We start from the raw sequence: 24,948 nt of genomic DNA, 5'->3' as shown, positions 1-24,948 counted from the left end.
GAGCGTTGTCGTAGCTGCCCCCGACCGAGCCCATGGATGCCTCAACTCCCGCTCGTAGCAGTCGAGTTGTGAGCTTCACGGATGTGTATTGACAGCCGTGGTCCGCATGGTGGATCAGCTTGCCCGGTTCGATTTCCCGGCTCGCGAGCGCGTACTCGAGGGTGGTCAGGACCAGGCCGGCGTCCGCGCGGGCGGAGGTCTCCCAGGCGACCACGCGGCGGGAGAACGCGTCCCGGATCGCCGAGAGCCACAAGGGCCCCTCACCGGTAGTGATCATGGTGAGGTCGGTGACCCACAGCCGGTTCGGCGCCGGTGCGGTGAAGTCCCGCTCGACCAGGTCCGGGGCGAGTGTGGCCTTGGAGTCGCGGCGCGTGAAGCCGCCCCGGCGCGGACTGATCCCCGCGATCGCGGCCTCGCGCATCAACCGCTCGACCCGTTTGCGCCCCACGTGGACGCCCTCGCGCTTGAGCACGGCGTGCACGCGCGGCGAGCCATAGATCCCGCCGGACTCGGCGTGGATCTCCTTGATCCGCTCGGTCAGCTCGACGTCGCGGCGCCGCCGTTCGCACGGTTCACGCTCAGCCCGGCGCCAGCGGTAGTAGGTGGAGGAGTCGATGTGCAGTTCCCGGAGTACGGGCTCGACCCCAGGCTGGGGTGCTCGTGGAGGAGCGCGGTCACCTGGGCCGGGTCGGGTCGAGCTGGGCCGCGAAAAAGCCGAGGCCGTCCGCAGGACCTCGTTCGCCCGCTTGAGCTGTGCGTTTTCCTTGCGTAGCGCGGAGAGTTCGGCGCGCTCGTCGGTGGTGAGCCGGTCGTCACGCTCGCCGGCGTCGGCCTCGGCCTGCCGGATCCAGCCGCGCAGGGCCTCCGGGTGCACGCCGAGATCGACGGCGAGCTTCTTGATCTGGGGCTTCGGATCGGCGGTGCGGTACATCCGTACCGCACGCTCACGCAACTCCAACGAGTACTCCGTGTGCGCTCCCCTCGTGCACCCCCTCGACAGCCGGAACTGACCAGGCATCAGCCATTCGACGAAAGCAGCAGGTCAGGACAACGCCCTCAGGCCCAATCCCATGGACCATCCTCGCCATCAAACCTCTGACCTACGCATCGCGACTGCGCAGGTAGACACCCGCGCTCCAGCCCGGACCAGAAAGCACGAACAACACAAAACCCCAGGTCAAAAGCCTGACCTGGGGTTCCAAAAGAGCCGCCTTCGGGATTCGAACCCGAGACCTACGCATTACGAGTGCGGGGGCCAACAAAGGCATCGAACGCCTGCACGAACACAACAGCCCGACTTCCGCAGGCAAGTTACGCACCATGGGATACCTGTAGTCAGCCCTCGGCAAGAAGTCCCTGAAAGGTCCTGACGTAGCTCAAGGCGAGTCTGGTCACGCCAAAACCACGGGTCAAACCCATGATCAATAGCCGCCGACATATCCGTGAAGTACAAGGAGACGGCTCGGGGCGAGCTCGCGGTGAACATCATCGAGTGCTGATGCCGGTGCGCACCCGAGGGTGAGATTCCGCCGCGCGGCCGCGCGGACGGATCACCCGTGCCATGGTGGGGCATACATCCATCAACTCCTGTCCCCCCACGAGTACTTCCGGGAGTGCCCATGCTGCGCGGCATCGACGTGAGTTCCTACCAGTCCTCCGCCTACGACACCGACGGCCTCTCCTTCGTCTTCATCAAGGCGACGGAAGGCCGTTCGTACGTCAACCCGAAGCTCGCCGCCCAGACGAAGAGGGGCCGCGACGCCGGCCTGGTCGTCGGCTTCTACCACTTCCTCTGGCCCGGCAACCTCACCGCCCAGGCCGAGTACTTCGTCAAGCACGCCCCGGAGAAGGGCAGCGACATCCTCGCCGTCGACTGGGAGACGACCGGCGACGGCACGCACGCGAGCAACGCGGAGAAGGACCGGTTCATCCGGAAGGTGAAGGAGCTTCGGCCGAACCATCGGGTGATCCTCTACTGCAACCGCCACTTCTGGTTGACCGTCGACGACACCTCATACGCCGGTGACGGCCTCTGGATCGCCGACTACGTCGACGCCGGCAAACCCCGCATTAAGGCGAAGTGGCGCTTCCACCAGTACACGAGCAACCCGATCGACAAGAACGTGGCGGACTTCGAGAGCAAGGCGGCGCTGCGGGCATGGGCCGACAACGCCTGATTTGTCTAACCGCCTGCTGAAGCAGTCAGTTCGCACCGGAGCCGCTTGGCGGGTGGGTTCGTCAGGTATGCGTTCAACAGGTCGAAGGTGCGAAGCTCGGGCGGCAAGGCCTCGTACCACCCAAGGCCATGGGCATTGCAGTCGTTGCAAATGAGACCTCGCACGAATGGTCACGTTGTAGTTACTGAGGCGGACCCGCGCTGCGTTGCATGGCTTGCAGTACGGCCGTGGAGCGCCCGAGGCGTTGACAGGCGAGTACTCGGTTACGGGCTTGTGCTCGCCGCACCCCAGACACTCGATGAGTCCACGCTTGATCATCGTCTGGACGGCACCATTGGCTCTCTTCTTGCGCAGCGGCGTGAGCGGTCGGCCATTGCTCTGCTGCTGGTAGTGGCCGGTGCAGAGCTCTCTGGAAGACACAGCCCTCACACATCCCTCGAAAGAACATGTGCGGCCCTCAGCCGTTGCCCGCTCACGATTGATGGGCGCCAGATCTCGCCCTCTCAGGTGCTGCCTGTAGTGCGTCTTGCACAGCCCTTTCGTCAGTGGATACCTGTCGGAAGTCCGGTCGCAGGACCATCCGTTCCCCGCTGCCTCACCCGTCTTCACACGGCCCCCCACAGTCGCTCGCTGACACACAATCCGATCAACGAGCCGTCCGAACATACGTAACGCGCACAAACGTCTAGGCTCCGACCTGTGGTTCAACGGCATCCGCGGAGAAGTGGGGAGCTTCAGGCATGGGTGGGACCATCAGTTCGGTCAGCCGCAATGGGACGTACTCGTTCAGTAAGCCGAATCGGGAGAGCATCACGTTGCTCGAAGGGCTCGGGGTGGAGGGGGACGTTCATGCGGGGGTGACGGTGAGGCATCGGTCTCGGATGGAGCGGGATCCCTCGCAGCCGAATCTTCGTCAGGTGCACCTCATTCACGAGGAGTTGTTCGAGGAGGTGCGGGCGGCCGGATTCGAGGTTGTGGCCGGGCAGCTCGGGGAGAACGTCACCACGCGCGGGATCGATCTGCTGGGGCTGCCTGTGGGGACGCTGCTGCGGCTCGGGGACCAGGCCGTCGTCGAAGTGACCGGGCTGCGGAATCCCTGTGCGCAGATCGACGGCTTCCGGAAAGGGCTGTTGAAGCAGGTCGTCGGGCGGGACGCGGACGGGGCCGTGCGGTTCAAGGCCGGGATCATGAGTGTGGTCGTCAGCGGCGGGGTGGTACGGCCCGGGGACCCGGTCGATGTCGTGCTGCCGGACGGGCCGCACCGGGCCCTGGAGATCGTCTGAGTCTGGGTCTGAGGGTCTGAGGGGTGAGGTGTCAGGCGCGGAAGGCTGCCGGGCGTTCGCGTGGTGCCTCCGCCAGTGCCTTCGTCACCGCCTCGACGCCCGCCCGCAGGCCGTACACCGGGGTGTCGGGCTGCTGGCGCCAGGAGTCGTCGATGCCGCCGGAGTCCACGGTGTCGAAGCCGAGGTCGTCGATCAGGGCCCGTACCTTCCGCTTGGCCGCCTCGTCGTCGCCCGCGACGGGGAGGGCCATGCGGTCGGGGTCGCCGGCGGGGCGCGGGCGCTCCAGGATGTCCTGGGCGTAGGTGCCGTTGAAGGCCTTGATCACGGTGTGGCCGATGTTCCGTTCCGTCCAGCGGCTTTCGGTGAGGCCCTCGTCCTCGATGGCGGCGATCCTGCCGTCCCGCTGCTTGGGGTAGTAGTTGTTGGTGTCGATGACGGCGAACCCGTCCGCCGCCCCGTCCAGCAGCCCGGCCGGCAGGTCGGGTACCGCCCTCGTGGGGACCGTGACCACGACGATCTCCGCACCCCGTGCCGCATCTTCGACCTTGACGGGCGTGGCGCCGGTTTCCTCTGCGAGCGCGGTGAGCGTATGCGGTCCGCGTGAGTTGGCCACGGAGACCTCGTGACCGAGGGCGGTGAGCCGCCGGGTGAGGTTGCCGCCGATGTTGCCCGCGCCGATGATGCCGATCTTCATGACAGGCCCTTCCGGGGTTGCTGCTCCTGACAGTGCGTGTGACAGGGAGCAACAACTCCGGGACCGGGCGTGCTATTCCGCCGGCTCACATCACTTGTTCAGGTACGACCAGAACTCGTCGAACGACAGGAGCTTGTCGCCGTTGAGGTCACGGCTGCCGATGATCACCTCGGCGACCGCCTCGGTGACGTTCCAGTCGCCCTGCTGGGCGAGGGCGGTCTTGAACTCGGCCGCGGTGATGAAGCCGTCACCGTCCGTATCGATCCGCTCGAACTGCTTGCGTGCCTCGTCGATGTCCGCCACCGGTCCGCCCCTTCGTCATGCATGTTCCGTGTGTGCGGGGTCAGATTATCGGGCCACCCGATGACGCAGTGCAGCGACCACCCAGGCGAACTCCTCGCGGTGCGCGGGCAGCGGTTCGGTCCCCCGCACCAGGGCGGTCAGCTCCCGGAAGCGGGCCACTTCGGCGTGTGCCGCTGACTCCATGCGGTCGAGTACGGCGGCCCGGTCGGCGTTGCCGAGCAGCCCGTTCAGCACGGCTTCGGCCTCGGGCGACTCGGGGGTGACGCCCTGCTCCAGCGCCTCGCCCGCGAGTTGCACGAGTCGGCTCATGAACCACAGGGACGTCCCGGCGGGTACGTCCGGTCCCCGGTCCGCCGCGTTGAACTCGATCATCTTCCGCATCCGGGCGCGGAAACCCGGGTCCTGCATCAGTTCGGCCATCTCCACCCAGGCGTCCACCTGCTCCGGCGTGGGATCCTCGGGCAGATCGGACAGGCCGAACCGCATCCGGGTCCGGATGTCGGGGTCCGCGGTGTCCAGCCCGCCGAAGGTCTCCTCCATGAAGTCGTCGATGATGCGCTTGCGCTCGGCGGCCGACAGCCGCGCCAGTTTGTTCATCAGGGTCATCTCCTCCGCGGTCGAGCCGCGTCGCGCCACGGTCGACAGCACCGCACGGGTCACCTTCAGCGACCGGATCTGCGCGTCCAGCGCCGCCACATGCGTGGCCGCGACGGACGCGATGTCCTGCTCGCCGCTGACCACCTTGCGTACGTCGTCCAGGCCGAGGCCCAGTTCGCGCAGGGTGCGGATCAGCTCCAGGCGGGCGACGGACCCGGCGTCGTACAGGCGGTAGCCGCCCGTCGACCGGGTCACCGGGGGCAGGGCGCCCTCGTCCGACCAGTAGCGGATGGTGCGCACGGTCAGCCCGGTGGCCCTGGCCAGCTCGCCGATGGTGAACAGTGCGGTGCCGTCTTCGCTCATGTCCGCGAGTCTGGAGCTTCCAGTGGGTGGAGACTCAAGAGGCCCCTGCTCAGTGCCATGCCTCGTAGTGCGGGTTGCTCTGGCAGCCGCTCATGATCTCGACCTTGGTCGTCTTGTTCACCGGGCAGACGCCGATGATGTACTTCCGGTGGATACCGCCGGGGAAGGCGACCTCGACCTGGTCGGCCCACTTGTGGGTGTCGCCGATGGTCTTGTTTACGTCGATGCCGCCGGGCGCGTCGATGTAGTAGTTGTAGCCCGACTTCCACCAGTTCTTGTACAGGTCGTGGTCGTACGACGTCGACACGAACGGCGAGGGCTGGTTGACGAGGACGTAACTCTCGATGTCGTACTGGCCGTTGATGACGTCCTTGGGGAGGAAGCCCTCCTCGAAGACGACCGCGGGTCCGCGGCCGTCGGCGCGGTACAGCGTGCCGCAGGTCTTGCGCCAGACCGGGGCTGGAGTGATGCGGTCGACGTCGACACGGCGGTCGGCGGCCGCCTTGACGGGGTCGTCGAACTGGGGGCAGGCAGGAGCTGCGGCGGCCTTCGCGGGCGCCGTCGTGGGGACCGTGGCGGCCGTCGTGGAGAAGACGGCCGCGAGGGACAGGACGGCGGCAACGGCCCGCCGCCGCAGACGAGTTGTGATCATGCGGGGCACGATTCCGTGTCTGCGGCGGCGGGCTGTGGATCTTCACTCGTACGGCGGCGTGTCCGCTCGAGCGCCTTTACGGAAACGCCTTTGCGTCACCCTCACCGTCACCGGAAGATGCCGGTGTGGCCGAGCGAGTAGCGGCCCGGTTGTGGGTAGACCGCGAGGCCGTGCGGGCCGTCGCCGACCGGGATGCGGGCGAGCTGGGTGCCGGTGCGGGTGTCGATGGCGTAGACCTCGGCGTCGTACCGGCCGGACAGCCACAGGACCTTGCCGTCGGCGGAGACGCCGCCCATGTCGGGGCTGCCGCCGTCGGGGAGGTGCCACTTCTTGGTGAGCTTGTTCTGCGTGAAGTCGAAGACGGAGATGGAGCCCTCGCCGCGGTTGGAGACGTACATCTCGCGGGAGTCCCGGCTGACGTACAGCCCGTGGCAGCCCTTGCCGGTGGGCAGGAGGGTGGGCTCGGTGAACTTCTCGCCGTCCAGCACCCACATGCCGTCGGCCATCATGTCGGCGATGTAGAACTTCTTGCCGTCCGGGGAGATCTTCACGTCCTGCGGCATGGCGCCGTCGAAGGGGAGCTTCTGCTGTCCGACGACCTCCATCTTCTCCGTGTCGACCTTCAGCAGCTCGCCGCTGAACTCGCAGGAGACGATGAAGTACTTGCCGTCGGCGGAGAAGTCGGCGTGGTTGACGCCGTAGCAGGTGACCGGTTCGGTCTTGATCCGCTCCATGGTGTGCGGGTCGCGGAAGACGAGTTCGCGGTCGAGGGAGGCCATGACGACGGCGTACTTGCCGTTGGGCGTGAAGTAGAGGTTGTACGGGTCGTGGACCTCGACCTCCTTGCCCGCCTTGCCGGTCTTGGGGTCGATGGGGGTGAGGGTGTGGCCGCGGTTGTTGTTGACCCAGAGGGTCTTCATGTCCCAGGAGGGCACGACGTGCTGGGGCTGGCGGCCGACGGGGATCGTCTCGATGATCTCGTACGTCTTCGGGTCGATGACCGAGACCGTGTCGGACTCGGTGTTGGGGACGTAGACCCGGGACGGGAAGTCCTTGACCACGGGCGAGAGTTGGTTCGGTCTGTCTGCCGCGTAGACGTCCTTCGGGTCGAGGACCGGCGGCATGCCGGGCAGGCCCTGGACGGTCTTCTTCGGCGGCGCGGGTACGGCCGCCTTGGTGTTGAGGGCCTGGGGTGCCGGGTCCGGGGACTCGGTGCCGCAGGCGGCGAGCGCGATGAGGGCGGCGCCCGCGATCAGGGTGCGTTTGGCGAGGTTCCGGTGCATCAGCTCAGCAGCTCCGTGGTGGTGACCGCGCGCAGTCCGCGGTGGTCGAGTTCTTCCAGTACGGCGGGGAGCGCGGCGACCGTGTCCGCATAGCCGAAGTGCAGGCTCACGATCGATCCGCCCCGGATTCCGCCCATGACGTTGCCGGTGACGGCGTCGGGGCCGGGCGAGGTGAAGTCGAGGGAGTCCACGTCGTAGGAGAGGACGTGGGGGTAGCCCGCGGTGCGGGCCAACCCTTCGACGAGCGGGGAGGCGCGTGCGGCGCGGGACGGGCGGAACCAGGTGCCGATCGATCCGGTCAGCCGCTTCAGCCGCTCGGCGCATTCGGTGATCTCGGCGTGGGCCTCGACCTCGGACATGGCGTTGACGTCCAGGTGCCGTTGGGTGTGGTTGCCGAGGTCGTGGCCGCCGTCGAGGATGCGGCGGGCCAGCTCCGGGTGCTCGTCCAGCCAGGTGCCGACGGCGAGCACGGTGACCCGGGCGCCGTGCCGTTCGGCCGCGCCGAGCAGGGAGCGGGCGGTGGCGGGGTCGCCGGCGCCGTGGAAGGTGAGGGCGACGCGAGGGCGGTCGCGGGGGCCGTGGGTGATCTGGGCGGGGTGCCGGGGGAAGCGGCGGGGTCCGGGGGCGGGGGGTCGGGCGGACGGGCGGGGCGGGCGGGTGTGCTGAGCCGTGGCGCCGGGTGCGGCACACCCTGCGGCGAGCCCGCCCGCGGCAGCAACGAGGCCGGCTCCGGCACGTAGCGCCGCCCGTCGGTCGGTGGTGGTCACCCGCACCATTTAAGAGGCGTTATGTCCGAAAACTCGCGATTGATCCGGTTGGCGGTGGGGTCAAGGCGCGGTCAAGCCCCGGTAAGCGGTGTGGTCATCTGTCGGCGACCCGCATCTCGAACCACGTCGTCTTCCCGCGCGGCAGCAGATCCACGCCCCACCGGTCGGAGAGCTTGTCGACGAGGAACAGTCCTCGCCCGCTCACATCCATCTCCTGGACCGGCATCAGACAGGGCAGCCCCCGGGAGGGGTCGCGGACCTCGACGCGGATCCAGCCCCGGCGGCTGCGCAGCCGCAGTCCGAAGACGCGGGCGCCGGTGTGCCGCACGGCATTGCCGACGAGTTCCGACACGAGTAAGACCGCGTCCTCCGTCATCTTGGGGGTGAGTCCCCACTGACGCAGTACGACGACCTGGGTCAGTCTGCGTGCGGTGGCCGCGGACTCGGGGCGGGACGGCAGCGACACCTCCGACTCGGTCGGGTTGCCGAACAACTCCAGTACCTTGAGAGCGTGTTCGTCCTCGGCCGCCGGCGACCAGCGCGCCGCGGTCGCACGGCCGTGTCCCCGCGGCTGTTCGATACCCTCCAGCCCCGCCATGCCCCCATCATGGCCGCCCCGAACGCCCTCCGGGGGCGTCTCTGCGGAATACGCCCCCCGGAATCCACCATTCCGCACCGGCGGATCGGCATATGCCAGGGGCAGTTCGGAGCCGGTTGCAGCCCTGCTGAACTGCGGCGAAGGCTCGACTGGAGGCAATCGACGGACTCCCTCGACAAGACAGGCTTAAGGTTGCCTTAAGGCTCCCATAAACCGCCCCATCGAGGGACCCGGATCAGACATCGCGTCAATTGCAAGGCTCTGCGGGGAGTTTGGGGGAGAGATTCACAAGAACTTCGCCTTCCCCGGCCCCTCCTCGACGAAGCTGCGCATGCCGCGCTCGCGGTCCTCGGTGGCGAACAGGCCCGCGAACCAGTTCCGTTCCACGGCCAGGCCGGTCTCGATGTCCGTCTCCAGGCCCGCGTCGATGGACTCCTTCGCCGCGCGCAGGGCGATCGCGGGGCCCTGCGCCAGCTTCGCGGCCCAGGCGTGCGCCGCCTCGTACACCTCGGCGGCCGGGACGACCCGGTCCACCAGGCCCAGCGCCAGCGCCTCGTCCGCCTTGACCTGACGGCCCGTGAAGATCAGGTCCTTCGCCTTGGACGGGCCGATCAGCCGGGCCAGGCGCTGGGTGCCGCCGGCGCCCGGGATCAGACCGAGCAGGATCTCCGGCTGACCCAGCTTGGCGTTCTCCCCGGCGATGCGGTAGTCGGCACAGAGCGCCAACTCGCAGCCGCCGCCGAGGGCGTAGCCGGTGACGGCGGCGACTACCGGCTTGGGGATGCGGGCCACGGCGGTGAACGAGTCCTGCAGGGCGCGGGCGCGCAGGACCATCGCGGTGTGGTCCATGGCCTGCATCTCCTTGATGTCCGCGCCGGCCGCGAAAACCTTCTCGCCGCCGTAGATCACCACCGCGCGTACGTCTTCCCTGCGGGACGCTTCCTCGGCCAGGTCCTTGAGGCGGTCCTGGGTTTCGATGTCCAGGGCGTTCATGGGTGGGCGGTCGAGACGGAGGGTGCCTACGCCTTCGGCTACTTCCAGGGTTACGGTCATGGTGGGCAGGTTAACGGTCGCTAATGTCGTCGCCCAGGTGCAGGTCCGTTGTGGCTGGTCGCGCAGTTCCCCGCGCCCCTGTCGGGGCGCTTCGCCTCACGCCCCTCAGGATGTCCACTTCTTCCACGGCATGTTCCAGCCGTTGAGCCCGTTGTCCGGGTCCACGATCCTGTCGTTGGAGTTCTTCACCACCACCACGTCGCCGATCATCGAGTTGTTGAAGAACCAGGCGGCCGGGACGCCGCTGTCGTAGCCGCCGCGGACGTCGCGCAGGCCGATGCAGCCGTGGCTGGCGTTGTAGTTGCCGAAGGCGCCGCCGCCCCAGTAGTTGCCGTGGATGAAGGTGCCGGAGGTGGTGAGGCGCTGGGCGTGCGGGACGTCCTTGATGTCGTACTCGCCGCCGTAGCCGACCGTTTCGCCGTTCATACGGGTCACCGTGAGCTGCTCGGTGATGACCATCTGGCCGTTCCAGGTGTCGTAGCCGGGCTTGCCGGTGGTGACGGGGATCGTCTTGATGACCTTGCCGTCCCGCTTGACCTGCATGGTGTGCTTCTTGACGTCGACGACCGAGATCTGGCTGCGGCCGATGGTGAAGGAGACGGTCTTGGCCTGCTCGCCGTAGACGCCGTCGCGGCCCTCCACGCCGTCGAGGTTGAGATCGACGGTGACCTTCGTGCCCGGCTTCCAGTATTTCTCGGGGCGGAAGTCGAGGCGGTCGTTGCCGAACCAGTGGCCCTCGACGTCGACGGCGGGCTCGGTCTTGATCTTGATGGCCTTCTCGACGTCCTCGGGCGCCGTGATGCCCCGGGTGAAGCGGATCGAGAACGGCATTCCCACGCCGACCTTGGAGCCGTCCTCGGGGGTGAACTCACCGATGAACGTGTTCTGCGGCGTCAGGGTGGTGAAGCTGGCGTCCTCGGCGGCCTCGCGGCCCTCGGAGTCCTCGGCGACCGCATGGACCTTGTACGTGGTGGAGGCGGCGAGATGGGTGGACGGCGTCCAGCTCGCCCCGCCGTCGGTGATCTTCCCGGGTATCTCGGTACCCTTGGCGTCCTTGACCTGGACCTCGGTCAGCTGGCCCTTTGCGGCGCTGACCTTGAGGGCGCCGTTGGTGTCGACCGACTTGGCGCCGTCCTTCGGGGCTATCGTCACGACGGCCTGCGACTGCTTGCTCTCGGCCTGGGTGGAGTCCTTGCCCTTGCCGGGTCCGGACTTCGGCTCCGAGCCACCCCCGCCGCACGCGGTGACGGCGAGAAGCAGCCCGCACATCAGTGCCGCCACTTTCCTGCGTCGCGCCCGCGCGTCAACCGACGCCCCCGATATCGGCCGCACGTTCAAGTTCTTTCTCCCCTCGCCGGGCCCGTCCACCGGACCCCCCGCCGGGCCTGGTCGGGCCCGCTCCCCCGGCGCGTCCCGCGCGCTCGGCGCATATTAACCACAAGGCCAGCGGCATGGTCACCGCATGATTGTCACTGTTCCGTACCGAACTTCAACAGAATGTCGGCCAACCCACCCCATGCTCCCGCTACTTCACCGCACTGCCCGCCTTCCACTCCTTCCAGCCCATATTCCACCCTCCGAGGCCGTTGTCGGGAGCGACCTTTTTGTCATTGCTGTGGATGACCTCGACGACGTCCCCGACGAGGCTGCGGTCGAAGAACCAGCCGGCCGGGGTGTCCGAGCCGCCGCCCTTCACATCGCGCAGGCCGACACAGCCGTGGCTGACGTTGGTCCGGCCGAAGACGGTGTCCGGCGCCCAGTAGTTGCCGTGCAGGAAGGTGCCGGAGTCGGTGAGGCGCATGGCGTGCGGGACGTCCGGGATGTCGTACTCGCCCTTGCCGTTGGCCTTCTTGAAGCCGACCGTGGCGCCGTTCATCCGGGTCATGTCGAGCATCTCGGTGACCACCATCTTGCCGTTGTACGTCGTGTGCTTGGGGGCTCCGGCGGTGATCGGCACGGTGGCGAGCAGCTCGTCGTCCCGGCGTACGTCCATGGTGTGCGCGCGGGCGTCGACCAGGGAGACCTGGCTGCGGCCGACGGTGAAGGAGAACGTCTTGTACTGGAGGCCGTAGACGCCGGGTGCGCCTTCGATGTCGCGGAAGCGCAGGGCGACGGTGACCTGGGTGCCGGGTTTCCAGTAGCGCTCGGGGCGGAAGTCGAGGCGGCCGTTGCCGAACCAGTGCGGGCGGATCTCGACGGCGGGCTTCGCGCTGACGTGGACGGCGCGTTCGACGGCGGCGCGGTCGGCGATCTCCCGGTTGAACTCGATGGAGACGATCATCCCGGTGCCGACGGTGGAGCGGTTCTCCGGGGCGACGTACCCGATGAACCGCTCCTCGGGGACGTACGTGGTGAAGGTCGTGTGCCGTGCCGAGCGCCGTCCCCGGCCGTCCAGTGCCACCGCGTCGACCGTGTACTCGGCGGCCAGCGCGAGCTTCTCGTCGTCGGGCTCCCAGCGCAGCCCGTCCTCGGAGATGTGCCCGGAGACGGGGGTCTCCTGCGCGTCCTGGGACTTGACGACCCGCACCGATTCCAGGCGCCCGCTGGGCACCCGTACCCGCAGTCTCGTGTCGGGTTTCACGCCCCTGCTGCCGTCGTCCGGCGAGACGCGAATGACGTCCTCCGGTGCCCGGGCCTTGCCGAACACCGCGTCGATGCCGGCCCCGCCCGAGCCGTCGTCCGACGTGCATCCGGCGGCTCCGGCCAGCAGTCCTGCCCATGTCAGTACGGCGGCCAGCGCGGCCCCCGCGCGCCGCGCGCGCCCATGTACGTGCCTCACAACGACCCCAACGACAGGGCCCGCTCCCGGGAAACGTGAGTGCGACCCAAGCTCTGGGCAGAAGAGTGGGGAGGACGACACGACGGGGAGCCGTGGCCGGGACGCTGCACGCTCTTCCTGCGGGTCGTTCCGCGAGCCGTGGGAGGCTGTCAGGTGTCCAGCGCAGCCGAGCAGGAGGCGGTGGCCGAGGGGCGCGCTGCCGAACAGGAAGCCGTGACCGAGCGTGCCGTCGTGAACGGTGCGCGGCGGGCGGTGCCGCCTGGTGCGCCGGTGTGGCCGGGTGCGCCGATGCCGCTGGGGTCCCGGTTCCGGACCGGTCCTGACGGGGTGGCCGGCACCAACTTCGCGCTGTGGGCGGGCGGGGCCGAGGCGGTCGAGCTGTGCCTGTTCGGGCCGGAGGGCAAGGAGACCCGGGTCCGGCTGACCGAGCTGACGCACGAGATCTGGCACGGCTTCGTACCCGGCGTGATGCCCGGTCAGCGCTACGGCTATCGCGTGCACGGCCGCTGGGACCCGTGGACCGGCGGCCGCTGGAACCCCGCCAAACTGCTCCTCGACCCGTACGCCCGCGCGGTGGACGGCGACTTCAGCCTGCCGCCCGAGGTGTACGGCCATGTGCGTGACTGGCCCCAGCAGCAGGTCGCGGACACCGTGCGCGACGACCGGGACTCGGCGCCGTACGTCCCGAAGGGCGTCGTCGTCCAGGACGACGACGACTGGGCGGACGACCGGCGCCCGAAGACGCCATGGGCGGACTCGGTCATCTACGAGCTGCACGTGCGGGGATTCACCCAGCTGCACCCGGGGATCCCCGAGGAGCTGCGGGGCACGTACGCCGGTCTTGCGCATCCGGCCGCCGTCGAGCACCTGGTGAAGCTCGGCGTCACGGCCGTCGAGCTGCTGCCGGTGCACCAGTTCGCGCACGAGGACCATCTGCTGCGCCGGGGCCTGAAGAACTACTGGGGCTACAACTCCATCGGCTACTTCGCCCCGCACGCGGCGTACGCGGCGACGGGCACGGCCGGTCAGCAGGTCGGCGAGTTCAAGCGGATGGTGCGGGCGCTGCACTCGGCCGGGATCGAGGTCATCCTCGACGTGGTCTACAACCACACGGCGGAGGCGGGCGAGCTGGGCCCGATGCTGTCGTTGAAGGGCATCGACAACAGGGGCTACTACCGGCTGCAGAGCGACGCGCGCCGATACGCGGACTACACGGGCTGCGGCAACACCCTGCACGTGGTCCAGCCGCACGTGCTGCGCCTGATCACGGACTCCCTGCGCTACTGGGTGACCGAGATGGGCGTCGACGGCTTCCGCTTCGACCTGGCGGCGGCGCTGGCCCGCTCCATGCACGACGTCGACATGCTCTCCCCGTTCCTTGCCGTCATCGCCCAGGACCCGGTGCTGCGGCGGGTGAAGCTGATCGCCGAGCCGTGGGACGTGGGGTCGGGCGGCTACCAGGTGGGCGCCTTCCCGCCCCTGTGGACGGAGTGGAACGACCGGTACCGCAACGCCGTTCGGGACTTCTGGCGGGGCGCGCTGCCGGACGTACGGGATCTGGGGTACCGGCTGTCGGGGTCGAGCGACCTGTACGCGTGGGGCGGGCGGCGCCCCTACGCCTCGGTCAACTTCATCACCGCGCACGACGGTTTCACCCTGCGCGACCTGGTGTCGTACGAGCGCAAGCACAACGAGGCCAACGGCGAGGGCAACCGGGACGGCACGGACGACAACCGCGCGTGGAACTGCGGCGCCGAGGGAGAGACGGACGAGGAGCGGGTACGGGCGCTCAGGCGGCGCCAGTTGCGGAACCTGCTGACGACGCTGTTGCTGTCCACGGGGGTGCCGATGCTGGTCGCGGGGGACGAGCTGGGGCGGACGCAGCGCGGCAACAACAACGCGTACTGCCAGGACAACGAGATCAGCTGGCTCGACTGGGGGCTTCTGGAAGAACCGGGCTGGAAGGCCCTGTTCGACCTCACCTCCCGCCTGATCGACCTGCGGCACCGGCATCCAGTACTCCGCCGCCGCGCGTTCTTCTCCGGCCGGGCGCACTCCGCCGACGGGCTGCGCGACCTGGCCTGGTTCACCGCCCGCGGCACGGAGATGACAGAACGGGACTGGTACGCGCCCGCCGCGTCGCTGGGCATGTACCTCTCCGGGCGGGACATCCCGGGCCGGGACGAGCGCGGTGCGCCGATCATCGACGACAGTTTCCTCGCCGTGCTCCACGCCGGGGATCAGCCGGTGAACTTCGTCCTGCCGGGGCCGCCGTGGGCGGAGCGGTACGAGGTGGTCGTCGACACGTCGCGGGAGGAACAGGACGAGGCTCCCGGCGTGGAGCATCGGGCGGGGGCGGCGATCACGGTGCCGGCACGAGCGGTGTTGCTGCTGCGGGTGGTGGGCTAGTGGTGGTGCCGTGAGAGCCGTCGCCGGTACGACGACGACCGCCGAAGCCGCTGCCGAACGTCCCTTCAAGGCGCGCCCCACCGCCTCGACCGGCAAGCGCCCCAACATCCTGGTCATCCTCGGCGACGACCCCGGCTGGGCCGACCGGCCCGGCAGGGCGTGCGGTTCACGGACGCGTACTCCGGGTCGGCGACCTGCTCGCCGAGCCCATCGCCGACCGGGCCCAGGGGCTGGCCCCGGACCATCCCACCCTGGCCTCCCTGCTGAAGAAGGCGGGCTACGCCACCGCCCTGATCGGCAAGTGGCACTGCGGCCGACTGCCCGACCACAGCCCCACCAAGTCGGGCTGGGACGAATATGGTGGAGGGCCTGGACGCGGCCGTCGGCGAGGTCCTGGCCGCGCTACGCCGCTCCGGACAGGAGGAGCACACGCTGGTGCTGTTCGCCAGCGACAACGGCGGCGAGCGCTACTCCTACAACTGGCCCTGAGCGGTGAGAAGTTCGTGCTGCTGGAGCTGGGCGGCGCCCGGCCCGACCCGGCGTATCCGCTGGACGGCACGAGTCTCGCGGGGTACCTGCTGCGGGGCGAGGAACTGCCCGAACGCGACCTGTTCTGGCGGGTGCGGGCGAACCGGGCGCTCAGGCGCGGGGACTGGAAGTGCTACCAGGACGCCGAGGGCGTCGACCATCTGTACCACCTGGCCGCCGACGCCCGTGAGCAGGCCGATCTCGCGCCGGACCGGCCGGAGTTGCCGGCCGGGCTGAAGGCGTCCTGGGAGCGTGTCGCGGACGGTCTCCTCCCGTACCCCGCCACCTGATCAGCCGAGGATTCCGCGGTCGTACGCCACCGCCACCGCAGCCGCCCGGTCCTTGACGCCCAGCTTGGCGTAGAGGTGGGTGAGGTGGGTCTTGACGGTGGCCTCGCTGATGAAGAGGACGCGGGCGATCTCGCGGTTGGAGGTGCCTTTGGCGACGAGGGCCAGCACCTCGCGCTCGCGGGTGGAGAGGGGTTCGTTGCCGGGAGCCCCAGGAGTACGGACCGCGGAGACCAGGCGGGAGGCGACGGCCGGGGAGAGGACGGTGCGGCCTTCCGCCGCCGCGCGGACCGCGGTGAACAGTTCGTCGCGGGGGGCGTCCTTCAGGAGGTAGCCGGTGGCGCCCGCCTCGATCGCCGGGAGGGTGTCGGAGTCGGTGTCGTACGTGGTGAGGACGAGCACCTTCGCGCGGGCGGACCGGCGCGTCAGCTCGCGGATGGCGTCGACTCCCGCGCCGCCCGGCATCCGCAGGTCCATCAGGATCACGTCCGGGTCCAGGGCGGCGGCCTTCTCGACGGCCTCGACGCCGCCCGAGGCCTCGCCGAGGACCGTGAAGCCGGGGGCCGACTCGAACATGCCGCGCAGACCGTCGCGTACGACGGGATGGTCGTCGACGATCAGCACCGAGATATCACTGGTCATGGCGGACCAACGGTACGCGAACAGACAGCGCCGTGCCGTGCCCTGGCTCGGACTCGACGGTGAGCGCGCCGGCGATGCGTTCGGCGCGGGCGCGCATGCCGTCGAGGCCGAAGCCGCCGGTGTGGGTGCGTTCGCGGGCGGCGAGGGGGTCGAAGCCGCGGCCGTCGTCGCGGATGTCGAGGACCACCTCGTCGCCCATGAAGCTCAGGGTCACGCCGAGACGTGTGGCGTGCGCGTGGCGGGAGGCGTTGGACAGGGCCTCCTGGGCGATCCTCAGCAGGGTCGCCGAGACCTCGTCGTGGAGGTGTTCCGCGGTGCCGGTGACGGTGAACTCGGCCCGGATTCCGGTCCGTTCGCCCCATTCGGCGACCGTGCTCTTCAGGGCCTGTGGCAGGCCGTCGTTCTCCAGGGCCACGGGGGCCAGGTTGTGCACGGAGCGGCGGGCCTCGCCGAGGCTGTGCCGGGCCAGGTCCGAGGCGCGCTGGAGATGGGTGCGGGCGGTCTCCAGGTCGCCGGCGTTCGCGACGACCTGGAGCTGGGCGATGATGCCGGTCAGGCCCTGGGCGAGGGTGTCGTGGATCTCGGCGGCGAGCCGCCTGCGTTCGTCGGCGACGCCGGCTTCCCGTGCCTGGACGAGGAGTTGGGCGTGGAGGGCGGCGTTCTCGTCGAGGGCCTGCTGCAACGCGGCGTTGGTGCGTTCGAGTTCGGTGATGGTCTCGGCGCGGGCGCGGGAGCGTTCCTCCTGCTGGGACGTGAGATGGCCGACCACTGTCAGGATCACGTTGTTGACGACCAGCAGTCCGGCGAACACGGGCCACTGCACCGGGTCGTGGAACGGCATCCCGCCGGCCTGCGAGCCCGAGACGGCGATCGAGCAGGCGAACGGGCCGATCCACCGGAGGTAGCGCCCGGGCATCAGTTCTTCGGCGTCGAAGTAGCCGGTGACCGCGTAGAACGCGAAGAACGGATTCAGCCAGGTGAGCACGAAGCTGAGCGCCCAGCGCACGACGTAGTACACGGTGCCGAGGGTGGACGGGCCCGGGCGGGTGCGGCTCGCCCGGCCCCACCACAGCTGGAGTGCGAAACCCGCGGCGACCAGCGCCGCGACCGCGTTCCGCTCCGCCGTGCTCGGCATCAGTTCGACGGTGGCGACGGACAGCAGCGTGCCGACCGCGAGCAGCGCGTACGGTCCCTTGGTGCGGACCAGCTGCCAGCGCCGCTCGAGGTCCGTGTCCGCCGCGGTCATGCCTCCAGTCTGCACGGCGGGCCGCCTACTCCCACCGGAACCAGCGCGCCGCCGACACCGACAGCACCACCGTCCAGGCCGCCATCACGCCCAGGTGGGTCCAGCCGGGCCAGTCGCCCACCATGGCCTCGCCCAGCGCCTGTGCGGCGGCGCCGAACGGCGTGAACCCGACGATGTCGGCCATGACGTCGGGCATCGCCTGCACCGGCAGCCACACTCCCGCGCAGAACAGCATCGGGAAGAACACCACCGTCCCGACGGTGCCCGCGATCTTCACCGTCCGGGACACGGCCGAGATCACCGATCCCAGGGCGATCGCGACGAGGACCGCGAGCACAAGCGCGAGCAGATAGCCGAACGGCTGCTGGGGCAGTCGTACGTCGTAGCCGAAGCGGCCGACGGCGAGCGCGAGCAGCGCCGAGAGCACGGCGGCCAGGGCGTGCACCAGCATCTGCGCTGAGAGCAGCGCCGACGGTTTGACCGGCGTGGTGGACATCCGGCGCAGGATGCCCTGCTCCCGGTAGCCGGTGAGGCCGATCGGCATCGACTGCACGCCGGCCACGATCATGCCGGCCAGCACGGCCACGGGGACGTAGGTGTCGACGATGCGCAGGCCGCCGAGCTCGTCCTGGGTCTCACGGAACGCCGGGACGGCGCCCAGGATGGCCACCAGCAGGGGCGGGAAGATCACGATCCAGAAGAGGCTGCTGGGTTCGCGGGCGAGCAGGCGGGCCTCGGTGCGCAGTACGGCGGTGTTCATCGTGTGGTCTCCGTCGTGGTCTTCGTGAGGTCCAGGAACGCGTCGTCCAGCGTGGCGTCGCTGACGCGCAGTTGGTGGGCGGTGATGCGGTGGCGGGCGAGCAGCGTGATCACGGCGTTGACCGTCTCGTCACTGCCGGACAGGGTGATCCGGCCGTCCTTGTGCTCGACGGAGGCGAGCGCGGGCAGGGCGCTCAGCTCCTGTTCGTCCAGCGGCGCGGACGGCGTGAAGGTGATCACCGTGGCACCGGCGGAGCGGCGGATCAGCCCGTCCGGGGTGTCCAGCGCGGCGATCCGCCCCTTGTCGATCACGGCGATCCGGTCACACAGCCGCTGCGCCTCCTCCATGAAGTGGGTGACGAGCAGGACGGTGACCCCGCTGTCCCGGACCTCCTCGATGAGCTGCCAGGTGTCGCGGCGGGCGCGCGGGTCGAGGCCGGTGGTCAGCTCGTCGAGGACGACGATGCGGGGGTTGCCGATCAGGGCGAGCGCGATGAACAGGCGCTGTTTCTGGCCGCCGCTGAGGCGGCCGAACCGGGTGGTCAACTTGTCGGTGAGACCGAGGCGTTCGGCGAGCGGGCGCCAGTCGGCCGGGGTCGGGTAGAAGGCGGTGTACAGCTCCAGCGCCTCGCGGACGGTGAGCTTCCCCTGGAGTTCGCTCTCCTGGAGCTGGGCGCCCAGGACGCGGGTGACCTTGTCGTGGTCGGCGACCGGATCGAGCCCGGCGACCCGGACGCGGCCCGCGTCGGGGACGCGCAGGCCCTCGACGCACTCGACGGTGGTGGTCTTGCCGGCGCCGTTCGGGCCGAGGATCCCGAAGATCTCGCCCTCCCCGACGGTGAAGGAGACCCCGTCGACGACGGCCCGGCCGCCGTAGGACTTGCGTAGTCCACTGACTTCGATGACAGATGTGGCTGGCATGCTTCGAGGGTCCCGGCGGGGCGGGGTCCGCCGCATCGGCCGTCGCGCTCGAAGGCGCATCGGCCGATCGGTTGATGCGGGGGTACGACCATCCCGGGCCCCCTTGGTTCGATGTGCCGAACGCGCAGGTCGTAGGACCAGCGGCCGATCCCGGTCCGGCCAAAACTCGGTGGGCGTTGTCAGTGCCGGTCCGTAGGCTCGCTGCTGATGTCCACGACACGTGCCACCACCAAGGAACGCTCCGCCGTCAAAACCCTGTTGCGGTTGTGGCCCTATGTGCGGCCCGTCCGGGTGCGGCTGTTCACCGCCGCGTTCGTCGCCGTACTCGCCTCGTGCGTGGGGCTGGTGATTCCGCTCGTCCTGAAGTGGATGGTGGACGGGCCGGTCGCGGAGCGGGATCCGGCGGGCGTCTGGCTCGGGGCGCTGTATCTGCTGCTGCTCGGGTTCGCGGAGGCGCTGCTGTTCGGGCTGCGGCGGTGGCTGGTGGCACGGCCGCTGTCGCATGTCGAGGCGGAGATGCGGGCGGATCTGTACCGGCATCTGCAGCGGCTGCCGGTCGCCTTCCACGACCGCTGGGCATCCGGCCAGCTCCTCTCCCGGGGCACCACAGACCTGATGCTGCTGCGCATGTTCCTGGCCTTTCCGCTGACGTTCCTGCTGGTCAACGGGGTGACGATCCTGGTCGGCGTGGCCATCATGCTGGCGCAGGACTGGACGCTGGGACTGGTCATACTCGGTCCCGCCGTGCCCGTACTGATCACCTGCGTGATCTTCGAGCGGCGCTACGCCGAGGTCGCGCGGCGGGCGCAGGACCAGGTCGGCGACCTGACGACCGTCGTCGAGGAGAGCGTCCTCGGCATCCGGATCATCAAGGGCTTCGGGCGGCATCGGAGCCAGGCCCGAGCGTTCCGTGAACTGTCCCGGACCCTGCGGGGGACGGAGCTGCGGAAGGCTCGCCTGCTGGCGACGATCTGGGCCATCATCGTGACCCTCCCGGAGGTGGCGATCGGGGCGGCGCTGGTGCTGGGGGCCGTGCAGGTGGCTGACGGGGCGTTGTCGGCGGGGACGTTGGTGGCGTTTCTGTCGACGGCGCTTGCGATTCGGTGGCCGGTGGAGTCGATCGGGTTCCTGCTGGCGATGAGTCAGGAGGCGGCGACCGCTACGGAGCGGTACTTCGAGGTGATGGACGAATCGCCGGAGGCAGAAGCGCCCCCAAGGGGCGCGGGGCTGTCACATATGCGGCTCCGCCGCGTGGGCGCGACAAGCCCCCACAAACCCGCAGCCAACAACGAAGGAATCCACTTCTCCGCCGTCACCTTCCGCTACCCCGACGCCCCCGCCGACTCCCCACCCACCCTCGACCGCATAGACCTCCACATACGCCCCGGCGAGTCCATGGCCCTCGTCGGCGCCACCGGAAGCGGCAAGACGACCCTCACCGCCCTCGTCCCCCGCCTCCACGAGGTCACCTCCGGCCGCATCACACTCGACGGCACCGACATCACCGAGATACCCCGGGATTCGCTGCGCGCCCTCGTCGCCGTCGCCTTCGAGGAGCCCACCCTCTTCTCCGCGAGCGTCGGGGACAACGTCCTCATGGGCGCCGACGACGAGGCCGGCGCCGAGGAACTGCGCCGCGCGCTCTCCGTCGCGCAGGCCGAGTTCGCGCACGCCCTCCCCCAGGGCACGGACACCCAGGTCGGCGAGCAGGGCCTCAGCCTCTCCGGAGGACAACGGCAGCGCCTCGCGCTCGCGCGGGCCGTCGTCGGCAGCCCCAGATTCCTCGTCCTGGACGACCCGTTGTCGGCTCTGGACGTGCATACGGAGGCCGCCGTCGAGGCCGCCCTGCGGGAGGTGCTCGCCGACACGACCGCGCTCATCGTGGCGCACCGCCCGTCCACCGTGCTGCTGGCCGACCGCGTCGCCCTGCTCTCCGGCGGCCGTATCACCGCCGTGGGCACGCACTACGAACTGCTGCGGACGAACGCGGAGTACGCCCATCTGATGTCCGGAGAAGCGTCCGGGGAAGAGGAGGACAACCGGTGACCGCGCCCTCGACCTCCGTGCCCACGGCAGACGACGACCAGCAGGACCTCCCTCGGAAGGCGGGCCCCGGCGACCCCTTCGACCGGGACGTCCTGCCCACTCCTGCGGGCGCGACGGCCACGCTGCTGCGTTCTCTGCTCGCCCCGATGAAGGCCAGGGTCGCCCTCACGACGTTCCTGCTGCTGCTCCAGCAGGCGGCCGTGCAGGCGGGCCCGCTGCTGGTGGCGTACGCCATCGACAGTGCCGTACCGGCGATCCGCGCCGACGACTACGGGCCGCTGATCGCCGTGGGCGCCGGCTGTCTGCTGTGCTCGCTGGCGTCCGGCGGGCTGCAGTACTGGTTCATCATCGCCGCCGCCCGCGTCAACCAGGACGTGCTGCTCGACCTGCGCGGCCGCATCTTCCGGCATGCGCAGGCGCTGAGCATCGACTTCCACGAGCGGTACACCTCGGGCCGGCTCATCTCCCGTTCCACGACGGACGTCGAGTCGCTGCGTGAGCTCCTCAACGAGGGGCTTCAGGAGCTGGTGACCGTCGTGCTGTCCTTCGTCTACATCTCGGTGATGCTGCTCTGGCTGGATCTGGGCCTGGGCGCGGTCGCCGTGGCGTCGTTCGTGCCGCTGTATCTGCTCGTACGGGTCTATCAGCGGCGCGCGGGACGGGTGTACCGGATCCGCTCCACCGCGATCGCGGCCGTCATCGTGAAGTTCGTGGAGACGATGAACGGCATCCGCCCGGTGCGCGCGTTCCGCCGTGAGGCCGTCAACGACCGTGACTTCGGCGTCCTGAACGCGCGGCACGAGCGCACCAACGGCGACGCGCTGCTGGAGATGGCCCGCTATGTCGTCGGGTCCCGGCTGGTCGCGAACACCGCGGTCGCGGGCATCGTGCTGTGGGGTGCGTACCGGGTGGCGGGCGGCACTCTGGCCCTCGGCGTGCTCGCCGCCGCCGTGCTCTATCTGCGGCGGCTGTACGACCCGATCGACCGGCTCGGCATGTTCCTCAACTCGTACCAGTCGGCCGCCGCCTCGCTGGAGAAGATCGCCGGGCTGCTCGCCCAGACGCCGTCCGTGCCCGAGCCGTCGACTCCCCAGCGGCTTCCAGCACTTGAGACCGAGCACCCCGTACCGCACCGGCGGCGAGGTCCTCCCCCGCTTCGACCTCACCATCCCCGCCGGGCAGACGGTCGCCGTGGTCGGCTCGACCGGCGCGGGCAAGTCGACGCTGGCGAAGCTGCTCGCCCGGTTCTACGACCCCTCCGCCGGGCGGGTCCTGCTCGACGGCGTCGATCTGCGCGACCTCGACGTGCCCGAACTGCGGCGCGGGGTGGTCATGGTGACGCAGGAGGCGTTCCTGTTCTCCGGCACGGTCGCCGAGAACATCGCGATCGGCCGTCCCGACGCCACGCGCGAGGAGATCGAGCGGGCCGCGAAGGCGATCGGCGCGCACGAGTTCATCGCCGCGCTGCCCGACGGCTACGACACCGACGTACGCAAACGCGGCGGCCGTATCTCCGCCGGACAGCGCCAACTCGTCGCCTTCGCCCGCGCGTTGCTCGCCGACCCGGCCGTACTGATCCTCGACGAGGCGACCAGCTCGCTGGACGTACCGGGCGAACGGGCCGTGCAGCGCGCCATGTCGACGGTCCTGCACGGCCGTACGGCGGTCGTCATCGCCCACCGGCTGTCCACCGTCGAGATCGCCGACCGGGTGCTGGTGATGGAGCACGGCCGGATCGTCGAGGACGGCAGCCCCGGCGAACTCATCGCGGGGACGGGCCGGTTCGCGGATCTGCACCAGGCCTGGCGGGACAGCCTGGCTTGATGCACCGGCAGAGGATGAGCGAATGATCGACGCGTACGAGGATCCCGGCACGCCCGACTGCCGGGGCGGCGGACGGTACTTGTGGTGGCTGGTCAGGCAGCAGCCGGTGCGGTCCGCCGCCGGGGCACTGATCTCCAGCGTGTGGATGGTGCTGCTGGCGGCGTCGCCGTATCTGCTGTCCCGGGCCGTCGACGAAGGGCTGGAGCCGGGTGACTACGGAGCGCTGGCCTGGTGGACGGCGGCGCTGGTCGGGGTGGGAGCGTTCAACGCCTGGCTGAGCATCATGCGGCACCGCACGATGACCCGGCTGCGGATGGACGCCAACTTCCGCACGGTCAAGGTTCTGGTCGGGCAGGCGGTCCGGCTGGGGGCCGCGCTGCCTCGCCGGGTCGGGGCCGGGGAGGTCATGACGATCGGCGTGGGCGACGTCAACACGATCAGCAACTCGCTGACCGTGATCGGGCCCGGGTTCGGTGCGCTGGTCGCCTATCTGGTGGTCGCGGGACTGTTGCTGTCGGTGTCGGTGCCGATCGCCGTGGTGGTGCTGCTGGGCATGCCGACGATCGGTCTGCTCGTCGGGCCGCTGCTGCGACGGCTGCAGCGCGCGGAGACGGAGTACCGGGAGCGGCAGAGCGTGCTGACCGCCCGGATCGCCGACCTCGCGGGCGGTCTGCGCGTTCTCAACGGCCTGGGCGGCAAGGGGCTGTTCGCCGACGCGTTCCAGCGGGACTCGCAGCGGCTGCGGGCGCAGGGCTACCGGGTCGGGGCGGTGACCAGCTGGGTGCAGGCGCTCGGGGTGGGGCTGCCGACGCTGTTCCTCGCCGTGGTGACCTGGCTGGCGGCGCGGCTGGCCGCCCAAGGGACTATCTCCGTGGGCGAGTTGGTGTCGGTGTACGGCTATGTCGCGGTGTTGGTGCGGCCGGTGGCGTTCTTCGTGGAGTGGGGGTACCAGGTGAGCCGCGGTGTGGTGGCGGCGCGGCGCGTCGTACGGTTCCTGCGGCTGGAGCCGATGGCTGACACCGGCACCCTCGACGCCCCGGCCGACCCGTCGGTGCTGCACGATCCCGAGTCCGGGGTGCGGGTGCTGCCGGGGCGGCTGACCGCGCTGGCAGGCGCCCGGCCCGCCGACGCCGAGGCCGTGGTGGACCGGCTCGGCCGGTACGTCCCGTCGGCGGCGACCTGGGGCGGCGTACGCCTCGACGAGATCGTGCTGGCGCAGGTGCGGCAGCGGATCCTGGTCGCCGACCACGAGGCGGACCTGTTCGCGGGGACGCTGCGGGAGCTGGTCGGGGGCGGGGACGCGAAGGTGATCGAGCGGGCCGTGCGCACGGCTGTCGCCGAGGACATCGTGCGGGGCCTGCCGGACGGGCTCGACACCCCGATCGAGGCGCGGGGCCGCGACCTCTCCGGCGGACAGCGGCAGCGCGTCCGGCTGGTCCGGGCACTGCTGGCCGACCCCGAGGTACTGCTGGCGATCGAGCCGACGTCCGCGCTGGACGCCCACACCGAGGCACGGGTCGCGCAGCGGCTGCACGCCGGGCGGAGCGGCCGTACGACGGTCGTCACGACCACGTCGCCGCTCGTCCTCGACCGGGCGGACACCGTCTGCTATCTGGTCGACGGGAAGGTCGCGGCGGTCGGCGGCCACCGGGAACTGCTGGACGGGGTGCCGGGTTACCGGGCGCTGGTGGCCCGGGACGAGGACGAGACCACCGCCGAGGAGGCCGTACGGTGACC

General features: G+C 69.8%; 19 protein-coding genes, 1 tRNA gene and 3 pseudogenes. 7 read left to right on the top strand and 16 right to left on the bottom strand.

The window, feature by feature from the left end; translation table 11 throughout:
• Window positions 1-13 precede the first annotated feature (13 nt).
• A pseudogene (locus QQY66_RS35475) lies at window positions 14-931 on the bottom strand (IS3 family transposase); the annotation flags it as partial.
• Between the two features lie 274 nt (window positions 932-1,205).
• A tRNA-Ser gene (locus tag QQY66_RS35470) sits at window positions 1,206-1,266 on the bottom strand.
• 353 nt (window positions 1,267-1,619) lie between these two features.
• On the opposite strand from QQY66_RS35470, the gene QQY66_RS35465 reads away from it, so the two are divergent.
• Together QQY66_RS35465 and QQY66_RS35460 are read left to right on the top strand one after the other, a co-directional pair.
• Window positions 1,620-2,177, top strand: coding sequence for a glycoside hydrolase family 25 protein (locus tag QQY66_RS35465; RefSeq protein ID WP_301984415.1), 558 nt, complete (start codon window positions 1,620-1,622; stop codon window positions 2,175-2,177).
• 740 nt (window positions 2,178-2,917) lie between these two features.
• Window positions 2,918-3,460: an MOSC domain-containing protein gene (locus tag QQY66_RS35460; protein WP_301984414.1), complete on the top strand. Its 543-nt coding sequence runs from the start codon at window positions 2,918-2,920 to the stop codon at window positions 3,458-3,460.
• A gap of 31 nt (window positions 3,461-3,491) precedes the next feature.
• Here QQY66_RS35460 and QQY66_RS35455 read toward each other — a convergent pair whose 3' ends face one another.
• The 10 genes from QQY66_RS35455 to QQY66_RS35410 all read right to left on the bottom strand — a co-directional run bounded on the left by QQY66_RS35455 (window position 3,492) and on the right by QQY66_RS35410 (window position 12,549).
• Window positions 3,492-4,154 (bottom strand): NADPH-dependent F420 reductase, encoded by a 663-nt coding sequence (locus QQY66_RS35455; protein ID WP_301984413.1) that lies wholly within the window; start codon window positions 4,152-4,154, stop codon window positions 3,492-3,494.
• 90 nt (window positions 4,155-4,244) lie between these two features.
• Entirely contained in the window at window positions 4,245-4,457 is a 213-nt protein-coding gene (locus tag QQY66_RS35450; protein ID WP_301984412.1) for an EF-hand domain-containing protein, read from the bottom strand.
• A 45-nt stretch (window positions 4,458-4,502) separates the two neighbouring features.
• The gene (locus QQY66_RS35445) at window positions 4,503-5,417 is read right to left on the bottom strand and encodes a MerR family transcriptional regulator (protein WP_301984411.1); all 915 of its coding nucleotides are present in this window, start codon (window positions 5,415-5,417) and stop codon (window positions 4,503-4,505) included.
• Window positions 5,418-5,466: 49 nt separating this feature from the next.
• Window positions 5,467-6,069, bottom strand: a complete 603-nt coding sequence (locus QQY66_RS35440) for an ADP-ribosyltransferase (protein WP_301984410.1) — start codon at window positions 6,067-6,069, stop codon at window positions 5,467-5,469.
• A gap of 107 nt (window positions 6,070-6,176) precedes the next feature.
• Window positions 6,177-7,352: a YncE family protein gene (locus QQY66_RS35435; protein ID WP_301984409.1), complete on the bottom strand. Its 1,176-nt coding sequence runs from the start codon at window positions 7,350-7,352 to the stop codon at window positions 6,177-6,179.
• Window positions 7,352-8,128 carry a polysaccharide deacetylase family protein gene (locus tag QQY66_RS35430; protein ID WP_301984408.1) on the bottom strand — a complete coding sequence of 259 codons (777 nt, stop codon included), beginning with the start codon at window positions 8,126-8,128 and terminating at the stop codon, window positions 7,352-7,354. The genes QQY66_RS35435 and QQY66_RS35430 overlap by 1 nt, the downstream gene beginning before the upstream one ends.
• A gap of 85 nt (window positions 8,129-8,213) precedes the next feature.
• Window positions 8,214-8,717, bottom strand: coding sequence for an ATP-binding protein (locus QQY66_RS35425; protein ID WP_367667020.1), 504 nt, complete (start codon window positions 8,715-8,717; stop codon window positions 8,214-8,216).
• Between the two features lie 285 nt (window positions 8,718-9,002).
• Window positions 9,003-9,770, bottom strand: a complete 768-nt coding sequence (locus QQY66_RS35420; RefSeq protein WP_301984407.1) for an enoyl-CoA hydratase/isomerase family protein — start codon at window positions 9,768-9,770, stop codon at window positions 9,003-9,005.
• 105 nt (window positions 9,771-9,875) lie between these two features.
• Window positions 9,876-11,108 carry an Ig-like domain-containing protein gene (locus tag QQY66_RS35415; RefSeq protein ID WP_301984406.1) on the bottom strand — a complete coding sequence of 411 codons (1,233 nt, stop codon included), beginning with the start codon at window positions 11,106-11,108 and terminating at the stop codon, window positions 9,876-9,878.
• 187 nt (window positions 11,109-11,295) lie between these two features.
• Window positions 11,296-12,549 (bottom strand): Ig-like domain-containing protein, encoded by a 1,254-nt coding sequence (locus tag QQY66_RS35410; protein ID WP_301984405.1) that lies wholly within the window; start codon window positions 12,547-12,549, stop codon window positions 11,296-11,298.
• 153 nt (window positions 12,550-12,702) lie between these two features.
• Between QQY66_RS35410 and glgX the strand changes: the two genes are divergently transcribed.
• A complete protein-coding gene (gene glgX, locus QQY66_RS35405) occupies window positions 12,703-14,958 on the top strand; it encodes a glycogen debranching protein GlgX (protein WP_301984404.1) in 2,256 nt (751 codons plus the stop codon).
• A 10-nt stretch (window positions 14,959-14,968) separates the two neighbouring features.
• A pseudogene (locus QQY66_RS35400) lies at window positions 14,969-15,776 on the top strand (sulfatase).
• Here QQY66_RS35400 and QQY66_RS35395 read toward each other — a convergent pair.
• From QQY66_RS35395 to QQY66_RS35380, 4 genes are read right to left on the bottom strand one after another with little or no spacing between them, the layout of a single operon-like run.
• Window positions 15,777-16,415, bottom strand: a complete 639-nt coding sequence (locus tag QQY66_RS35395) for a response regulator transcription factor (protein WP_301984403.1) — start codon at window positions 16,413-16,415, stop codon at window positions 15,777-15,779.
• Window positions 16,405-17,661: a sensor histidine kinase gene (locus QQY66_RS35390; RefSeq protein WP_301984402.1), complete on the bottom strand. Its 1,257-nt coding sequence runs from the start codon at window positions 17,659-17,661 to the stop codon at window positions 16,405-16,407. Before QQY66_RS35390 ends, QQY66_RS35395 begins: the two co-directional genes overlap by 11 nt.
• A gap of 25 nt (window positions 17,662-17,686) precedes the next feature.
• Window positions 17,687-18,421 (bottom strand): ABC transporter permease, encoded by a 735-nt coding sequence (locus QQY66_RS35385; protein ID WP_301984401.1) that lies wholly within the window; start codon window positions 18,419-18,421, stop codon window positions 17,687-17,689.
• Entirely contained in the window at window positions 18,418-19,341 is a 924-nt protein-coding gene (locus tag QQY66_RS35380; protein WP_301984400.1) for an ABC transporter ATP-binding protein, read from the bottom strand. Before QQY66_RS35380 ends, QQY66_RS35385 begins: the two co-directional genes overlap by 4 nt.
• Window positions 19,342-19,548: 207 nt before the next feature.
• Here QQY66_RS35380 and QQY66_RS35375 point away from each other — a divergent pair, with 207 nt between their 5' ends.
• The 3 genes and pseudogenes from QQY66_RS35375 (at window position 19,549) to QQY66_RS35365 (ending at window position 24,946) form a co-directional block, all read left to right on the top strand.
• Complete coding sequence (locus QQY66_RS35375; protein ID WP_301984399.1) at window positions 19,549-21,387, top strand: ABC transporter ATP-binding protein; 1,839 nt, start codon at window positions 19,549-19,551, stop codon at window positions 21,385-21,387.
• Window positions 21,384-23,211: pseudogene (locus QQY66_RS35370) on the top strand (ABC transporter ATP-binding protein). Before QQY66_RS35375 ends, QQY66_RS35370 begins: the two are co-directional and overlap by 4 nt.
• Before the next feature lie 22 nt (window positions 23,212-23,233).
• Window positions 23,234-24,946 (top strand): ABC transporter ATP-binding protein, encoded by a 1,713-nt coding sequence (locus QQY66_RS35365; RefSeq protein ID WP_301984398.1) that lies wholly within the window; start codon window positions 23,234-23,236, stop codon window positions 24,944-24,946.
• Window positions 24,947-24,948 lie beyond the last annotated feature (2 nt).

Source organism: Streptomyces sp. DG2A-72, assembly GCF_030499575.1.
GTDB lineage: Bacteria > Actinomycetota > Actinomycetes > Streptomycetales > Streptomycetaceae > Streptomyces.
This window is presented reverse-complemented; position numbering and strand designations above follow the sequence as displayed.

Bases quoted from the DNA above. Each gene is read 5' to 3' on its own strand.
- QQY66_RS35465 (WP_301984415.1), top strand. From the start codon at position 1,620: ATGCTGCGCGGCATCGACGTGAGTTCCTACCAGTCCTCCGCCTACGAC.
- QQY66_RS35460 (WP_301984414.1), top strand. From the start codon at position 2,918: ATGGGTGGGACCATCAGTTCGGTCAGCCGCAATGGGACGTACTCGTTC.
- QQY66_RS35455 (WP_301984413.1), bottom strand. From the start codon at position 4,154: ATGAAGATCGGCATCATCGGCGCGGGCAACATCGGCGGCAACCTCACC.
- QQY66_RS35445 (WP_301984411.1), bottom strand. From the start codon at position 5,417: ATGAGCGAAGACGGCACCGCACTGTTCACCATCGGCGAGCTGGCCAGG.
- QQY66_RS35440 (WP_301984410.1), bottom strand. From the start codon at position 6,069: ATGATCACAACTCGTCTGCGGCGGCGGGCCGTTGCCGCCGTCCTGTCC.
- QQY66_RS35435 (WP_301984409.1), bottom strand. From the start codon at position 7,352: ATGCACCGGAACCTCGCCAAACGCACCCTGATCGCGGGCGCCGCCCTC.
- QQY66_RS35430 (WP_301984408.1), bottom strand. From the start codon at position 8,128: ATGGTGCGGGTGACCACCACCGACCGACGGGCGGCGCTACGTGCCGGA.
- QQY66_RS35425 (WP_367667020.1), bottom strand. From the start codon at position 8,717: ATGGCGGGGCTGGAGGGTATCGAACAGCCGCGGGGACACGGCCGTGCG.
- QQY66_RS35420 (WP_301984407.1), bottom strand. From the start codon at position 9,770: ATGACCGTAACCCTGGAAGTAGCCGAAGGCGTAGGCACCCTCCGTCTC.
- QQY66_RS35395 (WP_301984403.1), bottom strand. From the start codon at position 16,415: ATGACCAGTGATATCTCGGTGCTGATCGTCGACGACCATCCCGTCGTA.
- QQY66_RS35390 (WP_301984402.1), bottom strand. From the start codon at position 17,661: ATGACCGCGGCGGACACGGACCTCGAGCGGCGCTGGCAGCTGGTCCGC.
- QQY66_RS35385 (WP_301984401.1), bottom strand. From the start codon at position 18,421: ATGAACACCGCCGTACTGCGCACCGAGGCCCGCCTGCTCGCCCGCGAA.
- QQY66_RS35380 (WP_301984400.1), bottom strand. From the start codon at position 19,341: ATGCCAGCCACATCTGTCATCGAAGTCAGTGGACTACGCAAGTCCTAC.
- QQY66_RS35375 (WP_301984399.1), top strand. From the start codon at position 19,549: ATGTCCACGACACGTGCCACCACCAAGGAACGCTCCGCCGTCAAAACC.
- QQY66_RS35365 (WP_301984398.1), top strand. From the start codon at position 23,234: ATGATCGACGCGTACGAGGATCCCGGCACGCCCGACTGCCGGGGCGGC.